Origin of the sequence: Kitasatospora sp. NPDC002040, assembly GCF_040296785.1 — a bacterium.
Classification (GTDB): Bacteria; Actinomycetota; Actinomycetes; order Streptomycetales; family Streptomycetaceae; genus Kitasatospora.
Window position 1 is genome coordinate 1,076,424 of the sequence record NZ_JBEOXV010000001.1, and the last position, 16,531, is coordinate 1,092,954.

Here is a 16,531-nt window from a genome sequence, read left to right on the forward strand (position 1 = left end):
ACCCCGCCCGCACCGACCAGGAGCCGTACCGCTTGAAACGCCGGATGATCAACTCTCTGCTGGGCGTCGTTCTGGTGATGGTGGTGGTGTTCTGCGTCCCGATCGCCCTGATCGAGAAGCAGTCCATCGTCAACGCCGCCGACGCCCGGGTGGACGCCCAGGCCGTCCGGGTGCTCGGCCTGGTGGAGAGCCGGCTGGCGGCACAGGAGCCGATCACCGGCGGGAAGTTCACCGCCCAGCTCTCCGAGGGCGGCTACGTCACCATCGCGGTGCCGGGGCAGCCGGTGCTGGAGATCGGCACCCGGCCCGAGGGGCCGGTGATCAGCGCCACCGAGTCCGGCGCCGACGGCGAGACGGTGACGGTGGTGCAGTCCCGGAGCGGGGTGGACCACGAGATCGCCAACATGCTGCTGCTGCTCGGCGTGGTCGCCCTGCTCGCCGTCCAGGCGGCGGTGGCGCTCGCGGTCTGGCAGGCCAAGCGGCTGGCCCGGCCGCTGGTCGACCTGGCCGAGACCGCCGAGCGGCTCGGCTCGGGCGACCCGAGGCCGCGGGACCGGCGGTACGGCGTGCCGGAGCTGGACCGGGTGGCCGAGGTGCTGGACGCCAGCGCCGAGCGGATCGCCCGGATGCTCTCGGCCGAGCGCCGGCTCTCCGCCGACGCCTCGCACCAGCTCCGCACCCCGCTCACCGCGCTCTCCATGCGGCTGGAGGAGATCAACACCCTGGCGAGCGAGCCGGACACGGTGAAGGAGGAGTCGACCATCGCCCTCCAGCAGGTGGAGCGGCTCACCGACGTGGTGCAGCGGCTGCTCACCAACCAGCGCGACCCGCGCAGCCCGACCGCGGTGGTGTTCGAGCTGGACGAGGTGGTCAAGCAGCAGCTGGCCGAGTGGAGCCCGACCATGCGCGGCACCGGCCGCACCCTGCGGGTCGAGGGCCTGCGCGGGGTCCGGGTGCTGGGCACCCCCGGCATGGTCGCCCAGGTGCTGGCCACGCTGATCGAGAACTCGCTGATGCACGGCGCCGGGACGGTGGTGGTCCGGGCCAGGCCGTCCGGCCGCTCGGTGGTGCTGGAGGTTCAAGACGAGGGGCCCGGCGTACCGGCCGAACTGGGCAACCGGGTCTTCGAACGGGCCGTCAGCGGCCGCAACTCCACCGGCATCGGTCTCGCGGTGGCCCGCGACCTGGCCGAGGCGGACGGGGCCCGGCTGGAGCTGCTCTCGCTCCAGCCGCCGGTGTTCGCGCTCTTCCTCAGCCGCTCCGACGAGCCGGCCTGAGGCGTCGGGTTACCGCTCGGCGTACTGGGGCTGCTCGACGGCCGCCAGCGGGCCCGGGATCACGGGGATCACCGGGAGCACCGGCGGCTCGGCCAGCTCGGGCAGCGCCTTGAAGACCCAGGTGCGGTAAGAGATGAAGCGGAACACCGTGCCGATGCCCAGGCCGAGCGTCTTGGCGGCGAACACCTGCAGGTGGCTGTCGAAGCCGAAGCCGTACTTGGACACCGCCAGGACGCCGGTCTCGATCAGCATGCCCGCGCCGCTGAACAGCAGGAACAGGGTGATCTCCCGCTTGCGCGAGGAGGCGTCGCGGTCCCGGTAGAGCCAGTAGCGGTAGCCGAGGTAGTTGGTCGCGATGGCCACCAGGGTGGCGGCGATGTTGGCGCGCAGCGTGGCCAGGCCGAAGCCGTTGATGCAGATCCAGAAGGCGACGAAGTTGATGACGACGCCGCCGAGGCCGACCACGCCGAACTTGATCACCTCGCCGGAGGAGACACCGCGCAGCTTCTGAACCAGAGCGGAACTGCGCCCGGTGGTCGTGGTCATACTCGGCTGTCTCCTGTGCTGGCGGACGAGAGGCTCCACTGCCCGTACGGTTAGGAGCCACTCGTATACACACATGATCGGATCGTGTGCTTCGGGCCCTGGCCAACCAGGCTACTCGGTCCCGTCCACCACCTGTTCCCCGCCCGCCCCTGCAGGCTCCGGACGGACCGCCGGTGCACCGCCCCCCACCGGCCCGGATATCCTGGGCAGCGTGACTTTCGCGGGCAATGCAAATTTTCCAGTGGTGGGCATGATCGGCGGCGGGCAACTCGCCCGGATGGCACACCAGGCGGGCATCCCGCTGGGCATCCGCTTCCGCCTCCTCGCCGACACCCCCCAGGACTCCGCCGCACAGGTGGTCTCCGACGTGGTGCTCGGTGACTACCGGGACCTCGACACCCTGCGCCGCTTCGCGGCCGGGTGCGACGTGGTCACCTTCGACCACGAGCACGTGCCGACCGAGCACCTGCGCGCCCTGCAGGCCGACGGCATCGCCGTCCGCCCGGGCCCGGAGGCCCTGGTCAACGCCCAGGACAAGGGCGTGATGCGGGCGAAGCTGGAGTCGATCGGCGTCCCCTGCCCCCGGCACCGGCTGGTCGCCGACCCGGCCGACGTGACCGCGTTCGCCGCGGAGGGCGACGGGTACCCGGTGGTGCTGAAGACGGTGCGCGGCGGCTACGACGGCAAGGGCGTCTGGGTCGTCGACGACGAGACCCAGGCCGCCGCCCCGTTCCTGGCGGGCGTGCCGGTGCTGGCCGAGGAGAAGGTCGACTTCCTGCGCGAGCTGGCCGCCAACGTGGTCCGCTCGCCCAGCGGCCAGGCCGTCGCCTACCCCGTGGTGGAGAGCGTCCAGGAGAACGGCGTCTGCGCCGAGGTCACCGCGCCCGCCCCCGGGCTCGACCCCGCGCTGTCCGACGAGGCCCAGCAGCTGGCGCTGCGGATCGCCGGCGAGCTGGACATCACCGGCCACCTCGCGGTCGAGCTGTTCCAGACCCGGGACGGCCGGATCCTGGTCAACGAGCTGGCCATGCGCCCGCACAACTCCGGCCACTGGACCCAGGACGGCGCCGTCACCTCGCAGTTCGAGAACCACCTCCGGGCCGTCCTCGACCTCCCGCTCGGCGACCCCCGCCCGCGCGCCAAGTGGACCGTGATGGTCAACGTGCTCGGCGGCGACTACCCGGACATGTACCACGCCTTCCTGCACTGCATGGCCCGCGACCCGGGGCTGAGGATCCACATGTACGGGAAGGACGTGAAGCCCGGCCGCAAGGTCGGCCACGTCAACGTCTTCGGGGACGACCTCGACGACGTCCGCGAGCGCGCCCGTCACGCGGCCGCCTACCTGCGAGGAACGATCACCGAATGACTGACCCCGTTGTCGGCATCGTCATGGGCTCCGACTCCGACTGGCCCGTGATGGAGGCCGCCGCCCAGGCGCTGGACGAGTTCGAGATCCCGTACGAGGTCGACGTGGTCTCCGCGCACCGGATGCCGCGCGAGATGGTCGCGTACGGCGAGCAGGCGCACCGGCGCGGGCTCAAGGCGATCATCGCGGGTGCCGGCGGCGCCGCCCACCTGCCGGGCATGCTCGCCTCGGTCACCCCGCTGCCGGTGATCGGCGTGCCGGTCCCGCTGCGCTACCTGGACGGCATGGACAGCCTGCTGTCGATCGTTCAGATGCCCGCCGGTGTCCCGGTCGCCACCGTCTCGGTCGCCGGGGCCCGCAACGCCGGGCTGCTGGCGGTCCGGATGCTGGCCGCCTTCGACCCCGAACTGGCCGAGAAGATGACCGAGTTCCAGGCCGAGCTGAACAGCCAGGCCACCGAGAAGGGCAAGAAGCTGCGGGCCAAGGTGGCCGGCTCGTCCTCCTTCGGTTTCGGCAAGTAGCACCGCCGGTGCCGTCGCGCCGCGCGGTCCTCGCCCTGGGGGCCGCCGCGGTGCTGACGGGGTGTTCGGCGCCCTCGCCGCGCGGTGTGCTGCGGCTGGCGGCGGGCCCCGAGGGCGGTCCGTACCGGACCTTCGGGCTGCGGCTGGCCGAGGAGATCGGCCGGGCCCACCCCGGGCTGACGGTCGAGGTGCTGTCGACCGCCGCGAGCGTGCGCAACCTGCGGCTGATCGGCGAGGGCGGCGCCGAGCTGGGGCTGACCCTGGCGGACAGCGCGGCCGACGCGGTGGCCGGGCGCGGTGCCTTCGACCGTCCGGTCCCGGTGGCCGCGATCGCCCGGCTCTACCTCAACTACCTGCACCTGGTGGTACCGGCCGACCGGCCGGTGCCGGCGGTGGGCGAGCTGGCCGGCCGCCGGTTCTCGATCGGCGCCGACGGCTCAGGCACCGCCGTGGTGGCCGAACGGGTGCTCGCCGCCGCCGGGGCGACCCCGGCCGGGGCCCGACTGCTCGGCCCGGCCGAGTCGGTGGCGGCGCTGGAGGCCGGCGAGCTGGACGCGTTCTTCTGGTCCGGCGGGGTGCCCACCCGGGCGATCACCGGGCTGGCCGAGCGGCTGCCGGTCCGGCTGGTCCCGCTCGCGGCGCAGGCGGCCGCGCTGCGCACCGCGTACGGGCCGGTGTACGAGGCGGTGTCGATCCCGCTCGGGGCCTACCGCCAGGCGGCGCCGACCCCGACCGTCGGTACCCCGAGCTACCTGGTCTGCGCCGCCGGGCTCGACCCGGAGATCGCGCGGGCCGTCACCGAGGTGCTGTTCCGCCGCCGGGACCACCTGCAGACCCCGGACGCCCCGGGCGGGCGGCTGGACGAGCGGTACGCGATCGGCACCGGCACCGTCCCGCTGCACCCGGGCGCGGCCCGGCACTACCGCGCGGTCCACTGACCGAGCGTCAACTCGACCACCAGCCCGTTCGGCTGGTTCGGCAGCAGGGCCAGGGTGCCGCCGCAGGCGCGGGCCAGCTCGGCCGCGATGGCCAGGCCGAGGCCGCTGCCCGGGACGTTGCGCTGCTCCGGGGCCCGCCAGAACCGGCCGAGCGCCGACTCCCGGCCGGCCGGGTCGAGCCCGGGGCCGTCGTCGGCCACCCGGAGCACCCCGCCGGCGAGCGAGACCGCCACCCGGCCGCCGGGCGGGACGAACTTGGCCGCGTTGTCGAGCGCGATGTCGGCGATCCGGGCCACCGCCTCGGGCAGCGGGGAGCGGTCGGCGACCTCCACCGCGAGGGTCAACCCCTGGGCGGTGTACAGCTCCTGCCACCCGGTCAGCCGGGGGAGCAGCCCGCCGGCCGGAAGCGCCTGCGGCAGCCCGGCGTCGGCCTCCACCCGGGCCAGCGTCAGCAGGTCCTCCAACAGGGCCTCCAGTCGGTCGAGTTCGGCCAGCGTCTCGCGGTACTCGGGGCGGCCGCCGGCGGTCAGGTGCGGCTCCAGGTTCTCCAGCCGGAGCGAGAGCACGGTGAGCGGGGTGCGCAGCTCGTGCGAGGCGTCCGCGACGAAGGCGCGCTGGCGTTCCAGCGCGACCGAGATGGCGTCCGCCATGGCGTTGAAGCGCTCCTCCAGCCGGCGCAGCTCGACCGGGCCGCGGACGGTGCCGATCCTGGCCCCGAGCCTGCCCTCGGCGATCTCCCGGGTGGTGCGGTCGAGTTCGCCGACCGGCCGGAGCACCCAGCCGGCCAGCCGCCGGGCCGCGACCAGCGAGCAGAGCAGGGCAAGCACGGAGCCGGCCGCGAGCGCGCCCCAGACGGCGGCCACCTCCCGGCGGGCGGTGGCGGTGGAGACCCGCAGCAGCACCACCCCGGAGACCTGGTCGTCCCGCCCGGCCGGTTCGGCGACCAGCACCGAGGCCGGACCGAACGGGGTGAGCAGCGGCAGCCCGTCGGTGGTCCGGCCGGACAGCGCCCGCTCGGCCGCCCGGCCGCCGTCCACGGCGGTGCCCGCGATCAGCCGGCCGTCCCGGTCCCGGATCTCCACCGCCGTGCCGTACAGCTCGGCGTACCGGGACACCTCCGCCGCCAGCCCGGACGGACCGCCCTCGCGCAGCGCCCGGTCGGTGAGCTCGGCGAAGCGGGTGGCGTCCGCCCGGCGGGCCAGCAGCAGTTGGCCGGTCCGGTGCGAGGACCAGGCCAGTGCGAGCGGTACGGCCAGCGCCGCCACCAGGCAGGCGATCAGCAGGGACTGGACCACCAGCAGCCGGCGCTGCATCAGCCGGCCGCCAGCCGGTAGCCGGTGGCCCGGAGCGTCTGGACCAGCTGCGGCCGGCCGGTCTTGGCCCGGATGCCGGCCACGTGCACGTCCAGCGACCGGGACGCCGACAGCTGGACGTCGCCCCAGAGCTCGTCCAGGATCTCCTCCCGGCCGCGCACCGCGCCGGGCTCGCGGGCGAGCAGCGCCAGCACGTCGAACTCCCGGCGGGTGAGGGCGATCTGCTCACCCGCGACGGTGATCCGCCGGGCCTCCAGGTCGATCCGGACGTCGCCGAGCTGCACCACCGTCCCGGCGGCGGCCAGCGGCCGGGTGCCGCGCCGGGCCACGGCGGCCATCCTGGCGGCCAGTTCGGCGGTCCGGAACGGCTTGGCCAGGTAGTCGTCCGCCCCGGAGCGCAGCCCGCGCAGGATGTCCCGCTCCTCGGTCCTGGCGGTCAGCACGATGACCGGCACGGTGGAGACCCGGCGCAGCCGGCGGAGCAGTTCGAGGCCGTCCAGATCGGGCAGGCCCAGGTCCAGCAGGACGAACTCGCAGGTGTCCTTGAGGCGCAGCGCGTCGTCCGCCCGCCCGGCCCGGACCACCTGGTGGCCGTGCCGGGCGAGCGCCGGGATCAGGGCGGCCGCGAGACGGTCGTCGTCCTCGACCAGGAGCACGCGCATGCCGCAACCCTAGGCGGCGACCGCGGCCCTGGGGGCCGACTGCCCGGCTTCGGTGAGTTCGGTGCCCCTGGTCTCCCGCATGGTCAGGTAGACCACCAGCGAGACGGCGGCCAGGGCGGAGACGTACCAGTAGTAGCCGGACTCGGCGCCCGCGTCCTTGAACCAGAGCGCCACGTACTCCGCCGTGCCGCCGAACAGCGCGTTGGCCAGCGCGTACGGCAGGGCCACCCCGAGCGCCCGGATCCGGGTCGGGAACAGCTCGGCCTTCACCACCGCGTTGATCGAGGTGTAGCCGGTGACGATGACCAGCGCCAGCAGGGCGAGCAGCAGTGCCCCGCCGAAACTGCCGGTGTGCGAGAGCGTGGTCATCAGCGGCACGGTGCCGAAGGTGGCGCCGACCCCGAAGGTGATCAGCAGCGGGCGGCGGCCGATCCGGTCGGAGAGCGCCCCGGCGAGCGGCTGCAGCAGCATGAAGCCGGTCAGGGCGCAGAAGCTGACCAGGGCGGCGTCGTTCCGGCTCAGGCCGACCGTGTTGGAGAGGTACTTGGTCAGGTAGGTGGTGTACGTGTAGTAGGCCACCGTGCCGCCCATGGTCAGCGCCATCACCAGGACGAACTCCCGCCGGTGCGCCAGCAGTCGGCGCAGCGTGCCGCGCTCCTCGGCGGACTCCTCGGCGCTGGTGTAGGCCTCGGTCTCGGCCAGGTTCCGCCGCAGCCAGAACACCACCGCCGCGCCCAGCGCCCCGAGCACGAACGGGATCCGCCAGCCGTACGAGTGCAGTGCCGTGGCGGACATGGTGTGCTGGAGCACGATCTGCAGCCCCAGGCCGAGCAGTTGACCGAAGGTCATCGACACGTACTGGAAGCTGGAGACGAAGCCGCGCCGCTCCGGGGTGGACGCCTCGGTCAGGTAGGTGGCGCTGGCCGCGTACTCGCCGCCGACCGACAGGCCCTGCAGCAGCCGGGCCAGCAGCAGCACCGCCGCCCCGGCGTAGCCGACCCGGTCGTAGGTCGGGGCGACGGCGATCAGTAGGGCGCTGACCGACATCAGCGAGACGGTCAGGGTGAGCGCGGCCTTCCGGCCGCGCCGGTCCGCGTACCGGCCGAGCAGCCAGCCGCCGACCGGGCGCATGAAGAAGCCGACGGCGAAGATCCCGGCGGTGTTGAGGAGTTGGGCGGTCGGGTTGCCGTGCGGGAAGAACGCGGCGGCGAAGTAGGTGGCGAAGCTGGCGTAGACGAACCAGTCGTACCACTCGACCAGGTTGCCGACCGAGCCGCCGATCACGGCCTTCCAGGGGGTCTTGGCCTTCGTTGTCACTGGGGTCTCCCGGGGTGGGCGGGGCTGAGCCCGCAGCGTCCACCCGGGCGGACGGTGCCGGACAGGGCCCCGGCCGAGAGTTGGGCTCCGGTTAACACTGGGCTCCGGTGCACGCCGGGCTCCGATGAACACCCGGCGGCCGGGGTAGAAATGTTCGTATGACTTCTGAGCTGCTCGACCGTGCCCGCGCCCTGCTCCGGACCGCACCCGTGGTGGACGGCCACAACGACCTGCCCTGGGCGATGCGGGCCCAGGCCGGCTACGACCTGGACGCGGTGGACCTGACGGCGGACCAGCGCGACCGGCTGCACACCGACTTCGGGCGGCTGCGGGCGGGCGGGGTCGGTGCACAGTTCTGGTCGGTGTACGTGCGCTCCGACTACGCGGGCGACCAGGCCGTCAGCGCCACCCTGGAGCAGATCGACTTCGTCCGGACGCTGACCGAGCGCTACCCGGAGCAGCTGCGGCTCGCGCTCACCGCCGACGACATCGAGACCGCCCGGGCCGAGGGCCGGATCGCCTCGCTGATGGGCGCCGAGGGCGGGCACTCGATCAACTGCTCGCTGGCCACCCTGCGGGCGTTCCACCGGCTGGGCGTGCGGTACCTGACGCTCACCCACAACGACAACCTGCCGTGGGCCGACTCCGCCACCGACAAGCCCGAGCACGGTGGGCTGACCGCCTTCGGCGAGGAGGTGGTGCGGGAGATGAACCGGCTCGGCATGCTGGTCGACCTCTCGCACGTCTCCGCCGACACCATGCGGGACGCCCTGCGGGTCACCGAGGCGCCGGTGATCTTCTCGCACTCCTCGGCCCGCGCGGTCTGCGACCACCCGCGCAACATCCCCGACGACGTGCTGGCCCAGCTGCCCGGCAACGGCGGCGTCGCGATGGTCACCTTCGTGCCGAAGTTCGTGCTGCCCGACGCCGTCGAGTGGACCGCCACCGCCGATGCGAACATGCAGGCCCACGGCTTCCACCCGCTGGAGACCACCCCCGAGGCGATGGCCTGCCACCACGCCTTCGAGGCGGCCCACCCCCGCCCGACCGCCACCGCCGCCACCGTCGCCGACCACCTCGACCACATGCGGCAGGTGGCCGGCATCGACCACCTCGGGATCGGCGGCGACTTCGACGGCACCGCCTTCACCCCGGACGGCCTGGACGACGTCGCCGGCTACCCCAACCTGATCGCCGAACTGCTCGGCCGGGGCTGGTCCGAGGCCGACCTGGCGAAGCTCACCTGGCACAACGCGGTCCGGGTGCTGCGGGACGCGGAGGCGGTGGCCCGCGACCTCCAGGCCGTCCGGCGGCCGTCGATCGTCGCCTTCTCCTAGCCGCCTCCTGGGCCGGCTGCTAGGCATGGACGCGACGAGCGGCTATCGTCCGTCGGCGTGACCTTCTCCATAGTGGCCCGTTCGGGCAGCGCCGTCGGTGTCGCGGTGGCCAGCAAGTTCCTCGCCGCAGGCGCGGTCGTCCCGGCCGCCGAGGCGGAGACCGGCGCGCTGGCCACCCAGGCGCTGGCCAACTTCGCCTACCGTCCGCAGGGCCTGACCCTGCTCCGGACCGGAGTCGCCCCCGCCGACGTGGTGGCCGGGCTGACCGCCGCCGACCCCGGCCGGGCCGAACGCCAGCTCGGCGTGGTCGGCACCGAAGGTGACGGCGCCACCTACACCGGGGCGGACTGCCTGGACTGGGCGGGCGGCACCACCGGCCCCGGCTACGCGATCCAGGGCAACATCCTGACCGGCCCCGAGGTGGTCGCGGCGATGGAGTCCGCCTGGCTCGCCGGAGCCGAACTGCCCTTCCCGGAGCGGATGGTGGCCGCGCTGGCGGCCGGCGACGCGGCGGGCGGCGACAGCCGGGGCCGGCAGAGCGCCGCCCTGTACATCGCCGACCGGGGCGCCGGCTACGGCGGCGTCAGCGACACCTCGTACGACCTCCGGGTCGACGACCACCCCGACCCGGTCGCCGAGCTCGGCCGCCTGCTCGCCATCCACGAGACCCTCTTCGGCACGCCCGACCCGGCCACCCTGCTCGACCTCACCGGCGAGCTGGCCGCCGAGGTCGACGCCCTCCTCGCCACTGCGGGCCACTCCACCCTGGACCGCTGGGCCGGCGTCGAGAACCTCGAAGGCCGCCTCGTCCCGGGCAAGATCGACCCCCTGGTGCTGGATCACCTGCGCACCAAGGCCCGGTAGCCCCGGGCTGCCGCGGCACGTGACTAGAGCCGGGGCAGCTCGATCGCCGGGCAGCGGTCCATCACCATGTCGAGGCCGGCCGCGGTGGTGCGGGCGTACGCAGCCCGGTCGATGACGTCCAGCTGGAACCAGACCGCCTTGGCCCCCTTGGCGACGGCCTCGTCCGCGACCGCCCCCGCCAGCGAGGAGTTCACGAACACGTCCACCACGTCGACGTCGAACGGAACCTCGGCCAGCGTGGCGTACCCCTGCTCCCCGAGCACCGTCTCGGCCTTGGGGTGCACCGGCACCACCCGCTTCCCCGCCCGCTGCAGCACCCGCGCCACCCCGTACGCGGCCCGGGCGGTGTTGTTGGACAGCCCGACCACCGCCCAGGTGTCGCCGCTGTCCTGGAGGATCTTCCGCACCACCGTGTCGTCTCCGTAGCTCATGGCAGCTGCAACAGCCGTCCGAGCAGGGGCATTCCGAGTGGCCGTCCGGTGTCAGATCGCCGCAGCCGTGCAGGGCTTGACAGTCCGTGTGGACAGTATGCAGACTTCCTCAGCTGTTCCCGGGGAGATCTGGTGTTCGCTTTGCGGGCTGGAGTTCGACCACTGTCGGCACAGACTCCCGCCACAGCCGTGTGCGGTTGATTCAGGCACATGATCAATCGAGGTTCGATGCCGACTCGCAGGCGGGGACAGGGCGGTGGCCGACGTTCGGCCGGCCGGAGATTCTGGGAGTCCCGGGGGACGGTGGCGGACCTCTTCACCGGCCGCGACAACAGCCTCGGCGTGCTCCGGCTGCTGATGGCGTCGGCGGTGATCGTCTCGCACGCCGGGCCGATAGCCTTCGGCAGCGTCAGCCTCCTGAACCAGGAGTTCCACGGCCAGACCAACATCGGGAACCTGGCGGTCTACGGGTTCTTCGTGCTCTCCGGAATCCTGGTGACCCGCAGCGGCGTCCGGCTGCGGCCGGGACGGTTCCTCTGGCACCGCGCGCTGCGGCTGCTGCCGGGCCTGTGGGTCTGCCTGCTGGTGACCGGCCTGGTGATCGCGCCGGTGCTCTACCACCGGCTGCACGGCGGCACCCTGGCAGGCTTCTGGGGGAACGCGGCCAGCCCGCTGTCGTACCTCCGGCACAACCTGATCGCCGGTGAGTACCAGAGCGATGTCGCCGGAGTGATGGAGAGCGGGGCCCGAGCGGGGCTGATCCGGGTGCCCGAGTTCAACGGATCGCTCTGGTCGCTCAAGTACGAGATGCTCTGCTACCTGGCGGTGGCGGCCCTCTGCTGGGCGGGCGTCCTGCTCCGGGCCCGCCGCCTGGTGCTGGTGCTGGCGGCCTGGCTCGGCTGCATGGTGCTCGGCGACGCCCTGGCCGTGCGTTTCCTCGACCCCCGGGCGGTTCCCCGCGCGACCGTCGAGATCCCGCACCTGGGCTGGATCAACCTCAGCTTCTTCATCTACCTGGCCCTGGCGTTCACGCTGGGCGCGGTGGTGGAGCTCTACCGGCACCGGATCCGGATCAACGACGTGTGGGGCGTCCTCAGCGGGGTCCTGGTGGTGGGCTCGCTGCTGTACGGCTACTTCTTCGCCGTGGGCCTGCCCGCCTTCGCCTACCTGCTGGTGTGGCTGGCGATCCGACTGCCGAAGCCGTTCCGCCGGATCGGGGCCAAGCGCGACTACTCGTACGGGCTCTACATCTACGGCTTCCCGGTCGAGCAGCTGCTGGCCGGGTTCGGCGGCGCGTCCTACGGGCTGAACACCTACCGGGCGATGGCGGTGGCCGGGACGCTGCTCTTCGCGGTGGCCTCGTGGCACCTGGTCGAGCGGCCCGCGCTGAAGCTGAAGGACGTACGGATCCCGCTGCCGCGCTCCCGGCGCCGGCCCCCGGCCGAGGAGATCCGCCTCCCCGAACAGCAGCAGAAGGAGACCGCGCGGCCGACCGTCGGCGTCTGATCCGCCGTCAGCCGGCCTGCACGGGTGGCCGGGCAGGCCGGGTCGGTCCACGACCCGGCTCGCCCGGAGGGCGGCTATTCCACCGACGGGCGGCCCATGGCGCGGTAGTGCCAGCCGGCCGCGCGCCACTTGGCGTCGTCCAGGATGTTGCGGCCGTCCAGTATCCGGCGCTCGGCGACCACCGCGCCGAGGTCGGCGGGGTCCAGGTCGCGGAACTCCTGCCACTCGGTCAGGTGCAGGACGACGTGGGCGCCTTCGGCGGCCTCCAGGGCGGAGGCGGCGTAGGCGAGGCCGGGGAACATCTTGCGGGCGTTGTCCATGGCCTTGGGGTCGTAGACGGTGACCTGGGCGCCCTGGAGCTGGATCTGGGCCGCGACGTTGAGGGCGGGGGAGTCCCTGATGTCGTCGGAGTTGGGCTTGAAGGCGGCGCCGAGGACGGCGACCCGGCGGCCGAGGAAGCCGCCGCCGCACTGCTCGCGGGCCAGCTCGACCATCCGGGAGCGGCGGCGCATGTTGATCGAGTCGACCTCGCGCAGGAAGGTGAGCGCCTGGTCGGCGCCCAGCTCGCCGGCCCGGGCCATGAAGGCGCGGATGTCCTTGGGCAGGCAGCCGCCGCCGAAGCCGACGCCGGCGTTGAGGAACTTGCCGCCGATCCGCTCGTCGAACGAGAGCGCCTTGCTGAGCTGGACCACGTCCGCGCCCGCGCTCTCGCAGACCTCGGCCATCGCGTTGATGAACGAGATCTTGGTGGCAAGGAAGGAGTTGGCGGCGGCCTTCACCAGCTCGGCGGTGGGGAAGTCGGTGACCACGAACGGGACGCCGTCGGAGATCGGGGTCGCGTACACCTCGCGGAGCAGCGCCTCGGCCCGCTCGCTGCGGACGCCGACCACCAGGCGGTCGGGGTGCAGGGTGTCGCCGACGGCGAAGCCCTCGCGCAGGAACTCCGGGTTCCAGGCCAGCTCGGCGGCCTCGCCGACCGGGGCCAGCTCGGCCAGCCTGATCGCCAGCCGGTTGGCGCTGCCGACCGGGACGGTGGACTTGCCGACCACCAGCGCGGGGCGCTTGAGGTGCGGGGCGAGCGAGTCCAGCGCGGCGTCGACATAGGACATGTCGGCGGCGAACTCGCCCTTCTTCTGCGGGGTGTTGGTGCAGAGGAAGTGCACGTCGCCGAACTCGGCGACCTCCTCGTACGAGGTGGTGAAGCGCAGCCGGCCGGACGAGCCGGGGTGCCCGGGCACGTGCTTGACCAGCAGCTCGGCCAGGTCGGGCTCGTACATCGGGATCTTCCCGGCGGCCAGCGTGGCGATCTTCTCCGGGTCGATGTCCAGGCCGAGCACCTCGAAACCGAGCTCCGCCATACAGGCGGCGTGCGTGGCGCCGAGGTAGCCGGTGCCGATCACCGTGATGCGGAGGGTCACGCGCTTCCCCTTTTCTGGGTCGAGGTCTGGCCGGTCGGGCAGGGACCGATGGTATCCGGCACGGAGCGGCCGCGTGGCGCTGCTGCCGAGGTAACGACTTCGCCCTCCTCCTTCCGTTTCCGCCCCGAGCCCCGGGGGCCGACCGCAGAATGCCCGCATGAGCACCGAGGACGGGGCGGACTCCGCCGGACTGAGCATCTTCTCCGACCGGTCCGAGGAGGCCGGCGGCGACGGGGGGAGCGGGGCGCCGAGGCGCAGGCGCCGGGGCCGCCGGCTGCTGCTGGGCGCCCTGCTGACGGTGGTTCTGATCGCGGGCGGCTGCTCGGGGGCGGTGTACTGGACCGCCGACCACTACGCCTCCTCGGTGGACCGGATCCCGGGTGCGCTGCCCAGCCTGGCGGTGTCCGAGCGCCCGAAGCCGGTGCCCAACGCGGGCACCACCTTCCTGCTGGTCGGCCTGGACGCCAGGACCGACCCGGGGGCGCCCGCCAAGGCCCCGGCCTGGAAGGCGGGGGCGGCCCGCAGCGACACCATGATGCTGCTGCACCTGTCGGCGGACCGGAAGAACGCCTCGGTGATCTCGCTGGCCCGGGACACCTGGGTGGACGTGCCGGGCCACGGCAAGGCGAAGCTCAACGCGGCGTACTCGCTCGGCGGCCCGGCCCTGATGGTCCGGACGATCCAGGACCTCACCGGCATCCCGGTCGACCACCTGGCGGTGGTGGACTGGAACGGCTTCAGGTCCCTCACCGACGCGGTCGGCGGGGTGGACATCACCATCCCGAAGGAGATCGAGGGCAAGGGCGAGGCCAGGCACTGGGCGGCCGGCACCCAGCACATGGACGGCGCGACGGCGCTGCTCTACGTCCGCGAGCGGTACGGCCTGCCCAACGGCGACCTGGACCGGACCAAGCGTCAGCAGAACTTCCTCCGCGCGCTGATGCAGCAGACCCTCAGCTCCGGCACCCTGGGCAACCCCGGCAAGCTGACCGGCCTGCTCGGCGCCGTCGGCGAGGTGGTCAGCGTGGACGACAAGCTGAGCAACTCCGACCTGTACGACCTGGCCTGGAGCCTGCGCGCGCTGCGCGGGGACGGGGTGCGGTTCATGAACGCGCCGTTCGGCGGCTTCGGCGACGAGGGCGGCCAGTCGGTGGTCTACCTGGACCAGCCGGTGGCCAAGCAGCTCTGGGAGGCGGTCCGGAACGACCAGGTCCCCGAGTACCTCGCCCAGCATCCAGGAACCGGCGACACGCTGGGCGAGAACGTCAGATGAGACGGTGTCACGCATGTCACGTACAGGGTAGGCAGGGGGCCAGCCTAGAATTAGGCTTACTTAACGGTAACTAACACGGTCCGAATCAAGGGGCAGGCACATGGCGGGCAACTCCGGGGCGGAATTCGACCTCTTCCAGCTCACCGAGGAGCACCAGATGCTCCGGGAGGCGGTGCGATCGCTGGCCGAGGCGAAGATCGCCCCGTTCGCGGCCGAGGTGGACGAGCAGGGCCGCTTCCCGCAGGAGGCTCTGGACGCGCTCCAGGCCAACGACCTGCACGCGGTGCACGTGCCCGAGGAGTACGGCGGCGCCGGCGCCGACGCGCTGGCGACCGTCATCGTGATCGAGGAGATCGCGCGCGTCTGCGCCTCCTCCTCGCTGATCCCGGCGGTCAACAAGCTGGGCTCGCTGCCGGTGCAGCTCTCCGGCTCCGAGGAGCTGAAGGCCAAGTACCTGGGCGCGCTGGCCCGGGGCGAGGGCATGTTCTCGTACTGCCTCTCCGAGCCGGACGCCGGTTCGGACGCGGCGGGCATGAAGACCCGCGCGGTGCGCGACGGCGACTTCTGGGTGCTCAACGGCGTGAAGCGCTGGATCACCAACGCCGGTGTCTCGGAGTTCTACACGGTGCTGGCCGTGACCGACCCGGAGAAGCGCTCCAAGGGCATCTCCGCGTTCGTGGTCGAGAAGGGCGACGAGGGCGTCTCGTTCGGCGCCCCGGAGAAGAAGCTCGGTATCAAGGGCTCGCCGACCCGCGAGGTCTACTTCGACAACGTCCGCATCCCGGCCGACCGCATGATCGGCGCCGAGGGCACCGGCTTCGCCACCGCGATGAAGACGCTGGACCACACCCGGGTCACCATCGCCGCCCAGGCGGTGGGCATCGCCCAGGGCGCGCTGGACTACGCCAAGGGCTACGTCCAGGAGCGCAAGCAGTTCGGCAAGCCGATCGGCGACTTCCAGGGCGTCCAGTTCATGCTGGCCGACATGGCGATGAAGCTGGAGGCGGCCCGTCAGCTCACCTACGCCGCCGCCGCGAAGTCGCAGCGGGTCGACGCCGACCTGACCTTCTTCGGTGCCGCGGCCAAGTGCTTCGCCTCGGACGCCGCGATGGAGATCACCGTCGACGCCGTCCAGCTGCTCGGCGGCTACGGCTACACCCGCGACTACCCGCTGGAGCGGATGATGCGGGACGCCAAGATCACCCAGATCTACGAGGGCACCAACCAGATCCAGCGGATCGTGATGTCCCGCAACCTGCCGTAGCGTCAGTTCGGCTGCAGGGCCCCGTCGGTGCGACCGGCGGGGTCCTCGCGCGTTCCGACCCGGCGGGCCGGGACGCCGGCCCAGATCTCGTTCGGGCCGGTGGAGGTGGTGAGCACGGCGTTGGCGCCGATCACGGTGCCGGCGCCGACGGTGAGCACGCCGCTCTTGCAGACGATCTTCGCGCCCGCGCAGACCACCACGCCGTCCTCCAGCACCACCCGGCGCATCGCACTGCGCTGCTGCGGCACCCAGGGGTCGGCCCGGCCGATGGTGACGCCGTTGTAGAGCGTCACCCCGGCCCCCAGGGTGGTGTACGGGTGCAGGACGGTGCCGAAGCCCCGGTGGAAGACCTGCAGCCCGGGGCCGATCTCGACGGCGGCCGGGACCTCCATCCCGTACAGCGCGAGGGCCTCCTGGACCAGGCGCCCGAACAGGCGGCTGCGGCGGCGGTGGATCAGAGCGGTGACCAGCGACATGGAGCACATTGTGACGGCC

The 16,531-nt window shown here is 72.7% G+C and carries 16 protein-coding genes; 9 read left to right on the forward strand and 7 right to left on the reverse strand.

What is annotated here, in order from left to right:
* Positions 1–32: 32 nt before the first annotated feature.
* Positions 33–1,277 carry a sensor histidine kinase gene (locus ABT118_RS05205; RefSeq protein WP_350644975.1) on the forward strand — a complete coding sequence of 415 codons (1,245 nt, stop codon included), beginning with the start codon at positions 33–35 and terminating at the stop codon, positions 1,275–1,277.
* 9 nt (positions 1,278–1,286) lie between these two features.
* Here ABT118_RS05205 and ABT118_RS05210 read toward each other — a convergent pair whose 3' ends face one another.
* Positions 1,287–1,823, reverse strand: a complete 537-nt coding sequence (locus ABT118_RS05210; RefSeq protein WP_350644976.1) for a GtrA family protein — start codon at positions 1,821–1,823, stop codon at positions 1,287–1,289.
* 250 nt (positions 1,824–2,073) lie between these two features.
* Between ABT118_RS05210 and ABT118_RS05215 the strand changes: the two genes are divergently transcribed.
* From ABT118_RS05215 to ABT118_RS05225, 3 genes are read left to right on the forward strand one after another with little or no spacing between them, the layout of a single operon-like run.
* Positions 2,074–3,192: a 5-(carboxyamino)imidazole ribonucleotide synthase gene (locus tag ABT118_RS05215; RefSeq protein ID WP_350644978.1), complete on the forward strand. Its 1,119-nt coding sequence runs from the start codon at positions 2,074–2,076 to the stop codon at positions 3,190–3,192.
* Positions 3,189–3,713: a 5-(carboxyamino)imidazole ribonucleotide mutase gene (gene purE / locus ABT118_RS05220; RefSeq protein WP_350644980.1), complete on the forward strand. Its 525-nt coding sequence runs from the start codon at positions 3,189–3,191 to the stop codon at positions 3,711–3,713. The genes ABT118_RS05215 and purE overlap by 4 nt, the downstream gene beginning before the upstream one ends.
* Before the next feature lie 8 nt (positions 3,714–3,721).
* The gene (locus ABT118_RS05225; protein WP_350644982.1) at positions 3,722–4,651 is read left to right on the forward strand and encodes a TAXI family TRAP transporter solute-binding subunit; all 930 of its coding nucleotides are present in this window, start codon (positions 3,722–3,724) and stop codon (positions 4,649–4,651) included.
* Here the strand turns inward: ABT118_RS05225 and ABT118_RS05230 are convergent.
* The 3 genes from ABT118_RS05230 to ABT118_RS05240 are packed head-to-tail and all read right to left on the reverse strand — an operon-like array spanning position 4,633 to position 7,943.
* Positions 4,633–5,964 (reverse strand): sensor histidine kinase, encoded by a 1,332-nt coding sequence (locus ABT118_RS05230; RefSeq protein ID WP_350644984.1) that lies wholly within the window; start codon positions 5,962–5,964, stop codon positions 4,633–4,635. The genes ABT118_RS05225 and ABT118_RS05230 overlap by 19 nt on opposite strands.
* Entirely contained in the window at positions 5,964–6,626 is a 663-nt protein-coding gene (locus ABT118_RS05235; protein ID WP_350644986.1) for a response regulator, read from the reverse strand. The genes ABT118_RS05230 and ABT118_RS05235 overlap by 1 nt, the downstream gene beginning before the upstream one ends.
* Positions 6,627–6,635: 9 nt before the next feature.
* Positions 6,636–7,943, reverse strand: a complete 1,308-nt coding sequence (locus ABT118_RS05240) for an MFS transporter (protein WP_350644988.1) — start codon at positions 7,941–7,943, stop codon at positions 6,636–6,638.
* Between the two features lie 158 nt (positions 7,944–8,101).
* Here ABT118_RS05240 and ABT118_RS05245 point away from each other — a divergent pair, with 158 nt between their 5' ends.
* Both ABT118_RS05245 and ABT118_RS05250 read left to right on the forward strand, forming a co-directional pair.
* The gene (locus tag ABT118_RS05245) at positions 8,102–9,280 is read left to right on the forward strand and encodes a dipeptidase (protein WP_350644990.1); all 1,179 of its coding nucleotides are present in this window, start codon (positions 8,102–8,104) and stop codon (positions 9,278–9,280) included.
* Between the two features lie 57 nt (positions 9,281–9,337).
* Positions 9,338–10,144 (forward strand): DUF1028 domain-containing protein, encoded by an 807-nt coding sequence (locus tag ABT118_RS05250; RefSeq protein WP_350644992.1) that lies wholly within the window; start codon positions 9,338–9,340, stop codon positions 10,142–10,144.
* 23 nt (positions 10,145–10,167) lie between these two features.
* Here the strand turns inward: ABT118_RS05250 and ABT118_RS05255 are convergent, their stop codons facing one another.
* The gene (locus ABT118_RS05255; RefSeq protein ID WP_350644994.1) at positions 10,168–10,575 is read right to left on the reverse strand and encodes a CoA-binding protein; all 408 of its coding nucleotides are present in this window, start codon (positions 10,573–10,575) and stop codon (positions 10,168–10,170) included.
* Positions 10,576–10,878: 303 nt separating this feature from the next.
* On the opposite strand from ABT118_RS05255, the gene ABT118_RS05260 reads away from it, so the two are divergent.
* A complete protein-coding gene (locus ABT118_RS05260) occupies positions 10,879–12,081 on the forward strand; it encodes an acyltransferase family protein (protein WP_350644995.1) in 1,203 nt (400 codons plus the stop codon).
* 74 nt (positions 12,082–12,155) lie between these two features.
* On the opposite strand, the gene ABT118_RS05265 is transcribed toward ABT118_RS05260, so the two are convergent.
* On the reverse strand, positions 12,156–13,499 hold the full coding sequence (locus ABT118_RS05265; RefSeq protein ID WP_350644997.1) for a UDP-glucose dehydrogenase family protein: 1,344 nt from the start codon (positions 13,497–13,499) through the stop codon (positions 12,156–12,158).
* 157 nt (positions 13,500–13,656) lie between these two features.
* Between ABT118_RS05265 and ABT118_RS05270 the strand changes: the two genes are divergently transcribed.
* Entirely contained in the window at positions 13,657–14,772 is a 1,116-nt protein-coding gene (locus ABT118_RS05270) for an LCP family protein (protein WP_350644998.1), read from the forward strand.
* 100 nt (positions 14,773–14,872) lie between these two features.
* Entirely contained in the window at positions 14,873–16,036 is a 1,164-nt protein-coding gene (locus tag ABT118_RS05275; protein WP_350644999.1) for an acyl-CoA dehydrogenase family protein, read from the forward strand.
* A 2-nt stretch (positions 16,037–16,038) separates the two neighbouring features.
* Here the strand turns inward: ABT118_RS05275 and ABT118_RS05280 are convergent, their stop codons facing one another.
* Positions 16,039–16,512 carry a serine O-acetyltransferase gene (locus tag ABT118_RS05280; RefSeq protein WP_350645001.1) on the reverse strand — a complete coding sequence of 158 codons (474 nt, stop codon included), beginning with the start codon at positions 16,510–16,512 and terminating at the stop codon, positions 16,039–16,041.
* Positions 16,513–16,531 lie beyond the last annotated feature (19 nt).

Coding starts and splice junctions, on each gene's coding strand:
- ABT118_RS05215 (WP_350644978.1), top strand. CDS start 2,074: ATGATCGGCGGCGGGCAACTCGCCCGGATGGCACACCAGGCGGGCATC.
- ABT118_RS05230 (WP_350644984.1), bottom strand. CDS start 5,964: ATGCAGCGCCGGCTGCTGGTGGTCCAGTCCCTGCTGATCGCCTGCCTG.
- ABT118_RS05270 (WP_350644998.1), top strand. CDS start 13,657: ATGAGCACCGAGGACGGGGCGGACTCCGCCGGACTGAGCATCTTCTCC.
- ABT118_RS05275 (WP_350644999.1), top strand. CDS start 14,873: ATGGCGGGCAACTCCGGGGCGGAATTCGACCTCTTCCAGCTCACCGAG.
- ABT118_RS05255 (WP_350644994.1), bottom strand. CDS start 10,575: ATGAGCTACGGAGACGACACGGTGGTGCGGAAGATCCTCCAGGACAGC.
- ABT118_RS05210 (WP_350644976.1), bottom strand. CDS start 1,823: ATGACCACGACCACCGGGCGCAGTTCCGCTCTGGTTCAGAAGCTGCGC.
- ABT118_RS05280 (WP_350645001.1), bottom strand. CDS start 16,512: ATGTCGCTGGTCACCGCTCTGATCCACCGCCGCCGCAGCCGCCTGTTC.
- ABT118_RS05245 (WP_350644990.1), top strand. CDS start 8,102: ATGACTTCTGAGCTGCTCGACCGTGCCCGCGCCCTGCTCCGGACCGCA.
- purE (WP_350644980.1), top strand. CDS start 3,189: ATGACTGACCCCGTTGTCGGCATCGTCATGGGCTCCGACTCCGACTGG.
- ABT118_RS05235 (WP_350644986.1), bottom strand. CDS start 6,626: ATGCGCGTGCTCCTGGTCGAGGACGACGACCGTCTCGCGGCCGCCCTG.